9 protein-coding genes, 1 tRNA gene and 1 pseudogene are annotated in these 9,616 nt (G+C 51.1%); 5 read left to right on the top strand and 6 right to left on the bottom strand.

Features of this window, described 5'->3' with window-relative positions:
• Positions 1-670: hydroxyacylglutathione hydrolase (gene gloB, locus NNO02_RS21510; protein WP_271455692.1), on the bottom strand; the 670-nt coding region annotated here is incomplete at its 3' end.
• A gap of 33 nt (positions 671-703) precedes the next feature.
• Here gloB and NNO02_RS21515 point away from each other — a divergent pair.
• Positions 704-1,426, top strand: coding sequence for a class I SAM-dependent methyltransferase (locus NNO02_RS21515; protein ID WP_271450287.1), 723 nt, complete (start codon positions 704-706; stop codon positions 1,424-1,426).
• On the opposite strand, the pseudogene rnhA reads toward NNO02_RS21515, so the two are convergent.
• Positions 1,423-2,001: pseudogene (rnhA, locus tag NNO02_RS21520) on the bottom strand (ribonuclease HI). The gene NNO02_RS21515 and the pseudogene rnhA sit on opposite strands and share 4 nt — an antisense overlap.
• Here rnhA and dnaQ point away from each other — a divergent pair.
• Positions 1,955-2,683 (top strand): DNA polymerase III subunit epsilon, encoded by a 729-nt coding sequence (dnaQ, locus tag NNO02_RS21525; RefSeq protein WP_170974423.1) that lies wholly within the window; start codon positions 1,955-1,957, stop codon positions 2,681-2,683. The pseudogene rnhA and the gene dnaQ sit on opposite strands and share 47 nt — an antisense overlap.
• Positions 2,684-2,817: 134 nt before the next feature.
• Positions 2,818-2,894 (top strand) — tRNA-Asp (locus tag NNO02_RS21530).
• A gap of 99 nt (positions 2,895-2,993) precedes the next feature.
• On the opposite strand, the gene NNO02_RS21535 is transcribed toward NNO02_RS21530, so the two are convergent.
• The 3 genes from NNO02_RS21535 to fadE form a co-directional block, all read right to left on the bottom strand.
• Complete coding sequence (locus tag NNO02_RS21535) at positions 2,994-3,404, bottom strand: Spy/CpxP family protein refolding chaperone (RefSeq protein ID WP_271442047.1); 411 nt, start codon at positions 3,402-3,404, stop codon at positions 2,994-2,996.
• Between the two features lie 179 nt (positions 3,405-3,583).
• Positions 3,584-4,351, bottom strand: coding sequence for an amidohydrolase (locus NNO02_RS21540; protein WP_271455693.1), 768 nt, complete (start codon positions 4,349-4,351; stop codon positions 3,584-3,586).
• A gap of 109 nt (positions 4,352-4,460) precedes the next feature.
• Positions 4,461-6,905, bottom strand: a complete 2,445-nt coding sequence (gene fadE / locus NNO02_RS21545) for an acyl-CoA dehydrogenase FadE (RefSeq protein ID WP_271455694.1) — start codon at positions 6,903-6,905, stop codon at positions 4,461-4,463.
• 239 nt (positions 6,906-7,144) lie between these two features.
• On the opposite strand from fadE, the gene lpcA reads away from it, so the two are divergent.
• Together lpcA and NNO02_RS21555 are read left to right on the top strand one after the other, a co-directional pair.
• Positions 7,145-7,723, top strand: a complete 579-nt coding sequence (gene lpcA, locus NNO02_RS21550; RefSeq protein WP_016151815.1) for a D-sedoheptulose 7-phosphate isomerase — start codon at positions 7,145-7,147, stop codon at positions 7,721-7,723.
• Between the two features lie 163 nt (positions 7,724-7,886).
• Positions 7,887-8,654 (top strand): class II glutamine amidotransferase, encoded by a 768-nt coding sequence (locus tag NNO02_RS21555; RefSeq protein WP_069323846.1) that lies wholly within the window; start codon positions 7,887-7,889, stop codon positions 8,652-8,654.
• Here the strand turns inward: NNO02_RS21555 and dpaA are convergent.
• Positions 8,625-9,365 (bottom strand): peptidoglycan meso-diaminopimelic acid protein amidase, encoded by a 741-nt coding sequence (gene dpaA, locus NNO02_RS21560; RefSeq protein WP_271442044.1) that lies wholly within the window; start codon positions 9,363-9,365, stop codon positions 8,625-8,627. The two genes, NNO02_RS21555 and dpaA, sit on opposite strands and share 30 nt — an antisense overlap.
• Positions 9,366-9,616: the final 251 nt, after the last annotated feature.

The raw sequence follows: 9,616 nt of genomic DNA on the forward strand, positions 1-9,616 counted from the left end.
AATCAATATCTTCCGTTCTTAAAAAAAGATTATTTCGCCGCTCATTTTTCAGAATTACGGGTAGTGTCATTTGTTTTTTTACGCGTAACTCATTAACTTTACGATAATATTCATTTATGCACGAATCGTGCGGCAGAATGCTTAAGGCAAACTTCATGTTTGCTAATGTGTACTCATGAGCGCAGCAGATCAATGTATCATCAGGAAGCGCACTTAATTTATTAAGTGATTGATACATCTGTGAAGCTGTACCTTCAAATAGTCTGCCACAACCGCCTGAAAAGAGTGTATCTCCGCAAAATAGATAAGGTTGGCTAAAGTAACAGATATGTCCTAAAGTGTGACCCGGCGTAGCAATTACCTTAAATTCATGCCCTAAAACGAGTGCAATATCGCCATCTTTGACTATATGGGTCGTTCCCTTATCTTGCGTTTCAGCCGGCCCGTAAACCACTAATTGTGGGAAATGTTGCAAAAGTTCTTTCACACCGCCAACATGATCATTGTGGTGATGGGTCAGGAGAATGGCCTCCGGCACCCAGTGATGTTCTGCAATCGCTTTCAGGACGGGAGCGGCTTCGCCCGGATCAACAATCAGGCAACGGCTTTCATTATTTGTCAGGACCCAGATGTAATTGTCCTGAAATGCGGGAATACTGTTAAGATTCATAAATTACCTCTCAATGCGTAACGGAAGGTTGTGATGAAACCGGCAAGGATCCCTCAAACTGTCGTAGCGCCCGTTAGCTGGGATGATTTACCCTGGGGTGAGCACTATCGTGAGGCGCTGGAACATCAGCTTAACCCGTGGTTCGCAAAAATGTACGGATTTCATCTGCTTAAGATTGGTAATTTAAGCGCAGAAATCAATTCCGAAGCGTGCGCGGTTTCTCATCAGGTAAATGTTTCTTTGCAAGGTTCGCCCATGCAGGTTACGGCCGATCCTTTACACCTTCCTTTTGCCGATAAATCCGTGGATGTCTGTCTGCTGGCTCATACACTACCGTGGTGCGCCGATCCGCATCGCTTATTACGTGAAGCCGACCGGGTACTGATTGATGATGGCTGGTTAATTCTGAGCGGGTTTAACCCGGTTAGCCTGATGGGATTGCGTAAGCTGGTGCCAGTGCTACGTAAAACACCGCCTTACAACAGCCGGATGTTTACCCTGATGCGCCAGTTGGATTGGCTCTCTTTGCTGAATTTTGAGGTGCTGCACTATAGCCGGTTCCACGTGCTGCCCTGGGCGAAGCAAGGCGGTAAAATGTTAAGTGCGCATATTCCGGCACTGGGCTGTCTTCAGTTGGTTGTCGCGCGCAAGCGAACCATTCCGCTTACGCTCAATCCGATGAAACAAAGTAAAAGTAAGGCACGCATCCGCCAGGCTGTTGGGGCAACCCGACAATACCGCAAGCCAGACGCTTAAGACTCTGCCTGATACCCAACATCATCCTGGTTGGGACTCATTGCCGCAGCACGTGCAAGTTCATCACAGCGTTCATTTTCCGGATGACCCGCATGCCCTTTAACCCATTCCCATTTGATTTGGTGCGGCCCAAGTGCGGCATCCAGACGTTTCCACAGATCGACGTTCTTCACTGGCTTTTTATCTGCGGTTTTCCAGCCGCGTTTTTTCCAGTTGTGGATCCACTGTGTAATGCCCTGGCGCACGTACTGGCTGTCGGTGCTGAGTACCACTTCACATGGCTCTTTAAGTGCTTCCAGCGCGACGATTGCCGCCATCAACTCCATACGGTTATTGGTGGTGAGGTTGTACCCTTCGGCAAAGGTTTTTTCGCGCCCGCGATAGCGTAAGATAGCCCCATAACCGCCAGGACCTGGGTTTCCCAGGCAAGAACCATCGGTGAAAATTTCTACCTGTTTAAGCATCTCTGGTAGACTTCCTGTTTTAGCAAATCGAAATCAAACGATAAGTCTGACATAAATGACCGCTATGAGCACTGGAATTACACGACAGATAGTCCTCGATACCGAAACCACCGGTATGAACCAGATTGGTGCCCACTACGAAGGCCATAAGATTATTGAGATCGGCGCGGTTGAAGTGGTAAACCGCCGTTTGACCGGAAATAACTTCCACGTCTACCTGAAGCCGGACCGGCTGGTGGACCCGGAAGCATTTGGCGTACACGGAATCGCCGATGAGTTCTTGCTTGATAAACCCACGTTCGCCGATGTCGCCGATGAGTTTCTTGACTATATCCGTGGCGCGGAGCTGGTCATCCATAACGCATCGTTTGATATCGGCTTTATGGACTACGAGTTCGCGAAACTCAATCGCGATATCCCGAAGACGAACACCTTCTGTAAAGTGACCGACAGCCTGGCGTTGGCGAGGAAAATGTTTCCTGGCAAGCGTAACAGTCTTGATGCGTTATGCTCGCGCTATGAGATAGACAACAGCAAGCGTACTCTGCATGGCGCATTGCTCGATGCCCAGATTCTGGCCGACGTTTATCTGATGATGACCGGCGGGCAGACCACCATGGCGTTCTCTATGGAAGGTGACAGCCAGCAGCAGAATGATACGGGGATCCAGCGCATTGTGCGTCAGTCCAGTAAATTACGCGTTGTTTTCGCTACTGATGAAGAGCTGGCAGCCCATGAGTCGCGCCTTGACCTGGTACAGAAGAAGGGCGGAAGTTGCCTCTGGCGGGCCTAGTTCTGGTATTTACAGTACAGAAATGGTCATTCGGGTGATTTTTGCAGCAAACGATTAAAAAACGTGAGAAAAAGCGTTGACGAGGCGCGAGGCAATCCGTAATATTCGCTTCGTTCCCAAGCGGAACACAACGCGGAGTGGTAGTTCAGTTGGTTAGAATACCTGCCTGTCACGCAGGGGGTCGCGGGTTCGAGTCCCGTCCATTCCGCCACTATTCAGAAAGCCTGAATCAGAAATGATTCAGGCTTTCGTCGTTTTAATCCACCAAAAATAAAAGCCTGCAATAATGTTTCATTGCAGGCCGCCGTTGTTACTCGCTCAGCGTCTGGGCGATATCTTTTTGTACCTGTTGGCGCTGCTCTGGGGTGAGCACTTTGCTCAGATCAAAGTAATATTTCACGCGATAATAACGCGCCTGTTGTTCGATGTTGCTGAACGCGGCAAGCTGTTTCTTAACGGCGGCATCATCCCATTTCCCGGACTTGATGACGTCAATCAGCGCACCGTCTTTAACGTCTTTCACTGAAATCTGGTCAACGTTGTTTTCCAGCTGTTGGTGCAGTTTTTTAATCTGCGCCACCTGGTCGTTGGTCAACTTAAGGTGTTGAACGACCGGATCCTGAGCCGGCGCGGGAACGTTGGATACGTTTGCTGCAAGCGTGCTAAAAGAGGCGCCAGCCAGAGTGGCAGCCAGCAAGGTCATACGTACGAAGTTCTTCATTTAGACATCCTGATAAGGGAATTATTGATAGTGTAGATCACTCGTTAATGACGCGTGATTATCCCTTGCAGAATACGTTGCCCGATGCATGTCGCCACGCGAATTTGTTTTGCGGTTGGTTACGGAGTGAAACAATCCCGCCGTGGATACAAGGTCCGTGGCGGGAGGGAAGGCGATCTCTACAGGGTGAAAGCGTCAGCATCCTGCCAGGCAGGAAATTTCTCGCGGTACTCGCGTAGCGCCGAAAGCGACAGCTCAGCATCAATTCGCGTTGCCTGATGCGGCTCGGCGGTGGCAATGACTTCACCCTGTGGGTTGATGACCCGGCTATCACCGCGATAATGATGGCCGTTACCATCGGTTCCCACACGGTTACATCCTGCTACATACGCCTGATTTTCAATTGCCCGTGCGGTGAGCAGAACCTGCCAGTGCAGCGAGCGCGGTGCGGGCCAGTTGGCAACATACAAGGCGAGGTCGTAGTCATTACGGTTACGTGACCACACCGGAAAACGCAGGTCATAACAGACCAGCGGCAGAATACGCCAACCACGCCATTCAAAGATGATGCGTTCTTCACCGGCCTGATAATGCTGATGTTCGTCTGCCATGCGGAACAGATGGCGTTTGTCATAGAGATGCACGGTGCCTTCGGGTTCAACCAGCAAAAAACGATTCACGGGTCCCCGTTCAGACTGTATCGCCGCGCTACCTGCTATCAGGGCATTCGTCTGCTGCGCTTTGCTACGCATCCAGCTTACAACTTCCTCTTGCGGCAACGATTTGTTTGCCGCTTCCATCGCAAATCCACTGGTAAACATCTCAGGCAACACAATAACGTCACGCCCGGTGACGGTTTCCAGTTGTCTGTCGAAATGGCGCAGGTTGGCTGGGCCATCCATCCAGATCAGTGGTTGTTGCAGCAGAGTAATTTTTAAACCTGGCACGGTCGAGGCTCCTCGTTGAACAGCATTTTGACACTGTAGCATGAGCATTAACGAAAATGTGGCAATAAAAAGCCCCGCATTTAGCGGGGCTGAACGTTGTGCGTTAGCGTTATGCTGCTTCGACCTTACGCACTTTCTCTGGCAACTTTACCGGCTGAGTCGCCAGCGCCTCGGGTTCAAAATCATCAACATTGATACTGCGCAGACGGCTTGCTTCGGCTTTCACCAGAATCGCCGCTTCGTCTTTATCAATCAGTCCTTTGGCCAGCGCGTTATGTGCCAGCTCGTCCAGGCGGGTAAACGGTAGATTTTTACCCAACTCTTTGCAGATCCGCTGGTGGATTGGGTCGGCTGCAATGACATCCAGCAACGCCTCTTCCAGTAAGCCAACCGGGTTGTGTTCGCTTGGCGTCAGGTACTGACCGCGACCAAGACGAGAACGGGTGGCGCTTGGAACCTGCAGAATCTTCGCGACTTTATGATCCAGCTTGTCAGACGGTGCATGGTAGTGGCGACCGGTAGGGAAGATGACCACATTCAGCAACCCGGCAACCAGGCGGTTCGGGAAGTTTTTCAGCAAGTCGTCTATCGCCTGTTCAGCTTTGTACAACGCATCCTGTACGCCCCAGTGAACCAGCGGCAGGTCGGCTTCATTCCGGCCTTCATCGTCATAACGCTTCAGCACAGCGGAGGCCAGATACAGCTGACTTAACACATCACCCAGTCGAGCAGAGATACGTTCACGACGCTTCAGGCTACCACCCAATACGGCCATGGACACATCTGAAAGTAATGCCAGGTTGGCACTCAAACGGTTCAGGTGCTGGTAGTAACGCTTGGTGGCATCACCGGTTGGCGTGCTGCTGGTTAACCCGCGAGTCAAACCAAGCCAGAAGCTGCGCACTTTATTACTGCCTACGTGACCAATATGTTTAAACAGCAGTTTGTCGAACGCATTCACGTCGTTATTCTGCGCCGCAGCCATCTCTTCCAGTACATACGGATGGCAGCGAATTGCGCCCTGACCGAAGATCATCATGCTACGCGTCAGGATGTTGGCGCCTTCGACGGTAATGGCGATCGGTGCACCCTGATAAGCACGGGCCAGGAAGTTACTTTCGCCAAGCATGATGCCTTTGCCGCCAGTAATATCCATTGCATCGATGATTGACTGCTGTCCACGGTGAGTACAGTGATATTTCACGATAGCCGACAGCACCGCGGGTTTCTCACCCAGCATAATGCCGTAGGTAATCAGCGACGCTGCGGCATCCATCACATAGGCGTTACCGGCGATACGTGCCAACGGTTCTTCAATACCTTCCATCTTGCCGATAGAGATTTTGAACTGGCGACGGATATGCGCATATGCGCCAGTCGCCATGGCGACGGATTTAACGCCGCCCGTAGAGTTAGATGGCAGGGTAATGCCGCGTCCTACGGACAGACATTCCACCAGCATACGCCAGCCCTGACCGGCCATTTTCGGGCCACCAATAATGTAATCAATCGGAACGAAGACATCTTTACCCAGCGTAGGTCCGTTCTGGAACGGCACGTTCAGCGGGAAGTGACGACGGCCAATTTGTACGCCCGGCGTTGAGGTTGGGATCAGCGCACAGGTAATGCCAAGATCTTCCTCACCACCCAGCAGTTTTTCTGGGTCAGAGAGTTTAAACGCCAGACCCAGAACGGTAGCAATAGGAGCCAGCGTGATATAGCGTTTGTTCCAGGTCAGGCGCATACCCAGCACCTGCTGGCCCTGCCAGTCGCCCATACAAACCACGCCGGTATCAGGGATCGCACCTGCATCAGAGCCGGCTTCCGGGCTGGTCAGTGCAAAACACGGGATTTCCTGACCACGTGCCAGACGCGGCAGATAGTGGTTTTTCTGTTCTTCGGTGCCGTAATGCTGCAGCAGTTCACCAGGGCCTAATGAGTTAGGCACGCCGACGGTGATCGCCAGGATCCCAGAAACACCGGAGAGCTTCTGCAGTACGCGAGCCTGAGCATACGCAGAGAATTCCAGCCCGCCGTACTCTTTCTTGATGATCATTGCGAAGAAGCGGTGTTCTTTTAGATATGCCCACAATTCCGGCGGCAGATCCGCGAGTTCATGGGTTATCTGGAAGTCGTTCGCCATGCGGCATGCTTCTTCCACTGGGCCATCGATAAACGCCTGCTCTTCAGCAGTCAGATGCGGCTGCGGATAGTTGTGCAGTTTTTTCCAGTCAGGTTTGCCCTGGAACAGGTCACCTTCCCACCAGGTTGTACCGGCATCGATCGCTTCTTTTTCAGTACGCGACATTGGCGGCATGACTTTACGGAAACCGCGGAACACGGGAGCGGAAATCATGGATTTACGCATCGGGGTAAAGTTAAACGGTACGAGAATAATGGCCAGAGGAACCAGCAGCCAGACTGACCACAGGCCAGCCACGCCGAGCGCAGCCGTCCAGGCGAGCAAAATTAAGCTGCTGAGGAATAAGCTCACGCGGTGATAAAACAGAACGCTGAGCAGAACAACCGTAGCGATAATACTCAAAATCATCATAACGAAAAGCTCCCTTGCTTGTAGGAGGTCTGACCACTTGTGATGATATGGTTGTAGTGTATGTAAATTCTTTTAGCAATGTGTTTACAAAATAATTACAACAAAGCTCACATTGTTGTTGTTTTAACCGGCACAAAAAATCAAAAGCAGCAGCCATTCCTGTGGCTTGTACTTCTCGCTGGTAGCGCTATCCGGTACACTGCATCTTGTCATTTACATTCATGCTGAAGGATATCCTCATGTACCAGGATCTTATTCGTAACGAACTGAGCGAAGCGGCGGAAACGCTGGCTAATTTTCTTAAAGATGACGCCAATATTCACGCCATTCAACGCGCGGCGGTCCTGTTGGCAGATAGCTTCAAAGCCGGTGGGAAGGTACTTTCCTGTGGTAATGGCGGCTCCCATTGCGATGCGATGCATTTCGCCGAAGAGCTGACTGGACGCTATCGTGAAAACCGCCCGGGCTACCCGGCTATCGCTATCTCTGACGTCAGCCACATCTCCTGCGTCAGCAACGATTTTGGTTACGATTATGTATTCTCCCGCTACGTTGAAGCGGTTGGCCGTGAAGGCGATGTCCTGCTAGGCATCTCCACATCGGGCAACTCCGGTAACGTGATTAAAGCGATTGCTGCGGCGCGTGAGAAGGGAATGAAAGTCATCACCCTGACCGGCAAAGATGGCGGTAAAATGGCCGGTAGCGCAGATATTGAAATTCGCGTGCCGCACTTTGGCTATGCCGACCGTATCCAGGAAATTCATATCAAAGTGATCCATATCCTGATCCAGTTGATCGAAAAAGAGATGGTTAAGTAAGCGGGTAATTTTTGCCGGTCTTATCGGACCTGGAACTTGTAGACCCGATAAGCGAAGCGCCATCGGGTATTGTGCCGGATGGCGACGCAAGCGTCTTATCCGGCCTACGAGCTGTGCTTTGCTGGTCTTATCAGGCAATTAACCGTTTTAAGGTAGGTGATGTATGTGCGAACTGCTCGGGATGAGCGCCAATGTGCCAACCGATATTTGCTTTAGCTTCACCGGGCTGGTTCAGCGCGGCGGAGGTACCGGGCCGCACAAAGACGGCTGGGGTATTACATTTTACGAGGGTAAGGGCTGCCGTACGTTTAAAGATCCGCAACCCAGCTTTAATTCGCCTATCGCCAAACTGGTTCAAGACTATCCCATTAAATCCTGTTCCGTGATTGCCCATATTCGTCAGGCGAATCGGGGTGAAGTGGCGCTGGAAAATACCCACCCGTTTACGCGTGAACTGTGGGGACGCAACTGGACCTATGCCCATAACGGACAGCTGAGCGGCTATAAATCGCTGGAAACCGGTAATTTCCGTCCGGTCGGCGAAACCGACAGTGAAAAAGCCTTCTGCTGGCTGCTGCATAAGCTGACCGAGCGTTATCCGCGCACGCCAGGTAATATGACGGCGGTGTTTAAATATATCGCGGCGCTGGCAGGAGAACTGCGAGAGAAGGGCGTCTTCAACATGCTATTGTCTGACGGGCGCTATGTGATGGCCTTCTGTTCGACCAACCTGTTTTGGATCACGCGTCGTGCGCCGTTTGGCGTGGCGACATTGCTGGATCAGGATGTGGAAATTGATTTTAGCTCAGAGACCACACCCAATGATGTGGTCACTGTTATTGCTACTCAGCCACTGACGGGCAACGAAACCTGGCAAAAGATTATGCCAGGCGAGTGGGCGCTATTTTGTCTCGGGGAGCGTGTAGTTTGATGCCAGCTGTGGCTGAATGACTTCGTGACTCAACGGCTTGCTGACGATATAACGGCCATCGACAACGGAAACGGTCGGTGGCTTACGCGTTTGTTCAAAGTAATCGTATCCCGGTTTTAGCTGCGACCAGAAATCTTTGTAATACGAAAACTTATGGCGCTGCATGTTCGCGTCAGTCATGCGGAACGGGTAAATGCTCACCTGAACGCTGGACTGGCCGAATACCAGAGCGCCGGTCACAAACTGGAAAATCTCATCAATACCGTTGTCGGTCATCGCATAGCAACCGACAGAAACGCAGGCACCGTGGATCATCAGGTACTTACCTTCGTAGCCGTGCGCACGATCGTAGGCGTTAGGGAAGCCAATGTTAATGGCTTTATAAAAGCGACTGTCTGGTTTGAGTTGCCCGCGCTGAACGCTGTAGAACCCTTCCGGACTTTTGAAATCACCCTGACGCTGTTTGGGCCCTAAGCCACCGGAGTAGTTACAGATCTTATAGCTGTCGAGCAGCTGATACTGTTCGCCCATCTTGACGTACAGATCGAGCGTCCGCTCTTCTTTAAAGATCTGAATATAGACAGGGGACCCCATCAATTGCTGCTTATATTCTTTGCTGATTGGCGTGGTTGGGCTGCCGCTGCTCAGCAAACCGGCAAATGAAACGCACGGCAATAAAAGCATCGCAAGAAAAAATGCGATTTTACGCATACTGCTTATTCCTTGATAAAACGATTACACACGCCAGGACGGCAAAAAGAGTCCCCAAATCAGAAAAGTCTGTATTTGGAGCGCTCACATTAGCACCAAGAGAGTTTTTCGCAAGTCTCTCGTGCGCTGTTTACACTTTAGTTTCTCTTTATACGGAAAATCGCGCAGAAAGGCAGTCAGACAGTGGCGTATTTTTTCATCGGCCTTATGTCGTAATTCCTGATGAATGTAATGGCGATAATATATTGAAT

The sequence above is a fragment of the Citrobacter sp. Awk 2 genome (assembly GCF_028069815.1).
In the GTDB taxonomy this organism is placed as follows: Bacteria; Pseudomonadota; Gammaproteobacteria; order Enterobacterales; family Enterobacteriaceae; genus Citrobacter.

What these genes read in the sequence shown, in the direction of transcription:
- NNO02_RS21515 (WP_271450287.1), top strand. Translation starts at nt 704, where the DNA reads ATGAAACCGGCAAGGATCCCTCAAACTGTCGTAGCGCCCGTTAGCTGG.
- dnaQ (WP_170974423.1), top strand. Translation starts at nt 1,955, where the DNA reads ATGAGCACTGGAATTACACGACAGATAGTCCTCGATACCGAAACCACC.
- NNO02_RS21535 (WP_271442047.1), bottom strand. Translation starts at nt 3,404, where the DNA reads ATGAAGAACTTCGTACGTATGACCTTGCTGGCTGCCACTCTGGCTGGC.
- fadE (WP_271455694.1), bottom strand. Translation starts at nt 6,905, where the DNA reads ATGATGATTTTGAGTATTATCGCTACGGTTGTTCTGCTCAGCGTTCTG.
- lpcA (WP_016151815.1), top strand. Translation starts at nt 7,145, where the DNA reads ATGTACCAGGATCTTATTCGTAACGAACTGAGCGAAGCGGCGGAAACG.
- NNO02_RS21555 (WP_069323846.1), top strand. Translation starts at nt 7,887, where the DNA reads ATGTGCGAACTGCTCGGGATGAGCGCCAATGTGCCAACCGATATTTGC.
- dpaA (WP_271442044.1), bottom strand. Translation starts at nt 9,365, where the DNA reads ATGCGTAAAATCGCATTTTTTCTTGCGATGCTTTTATTGCCGTGCGTT.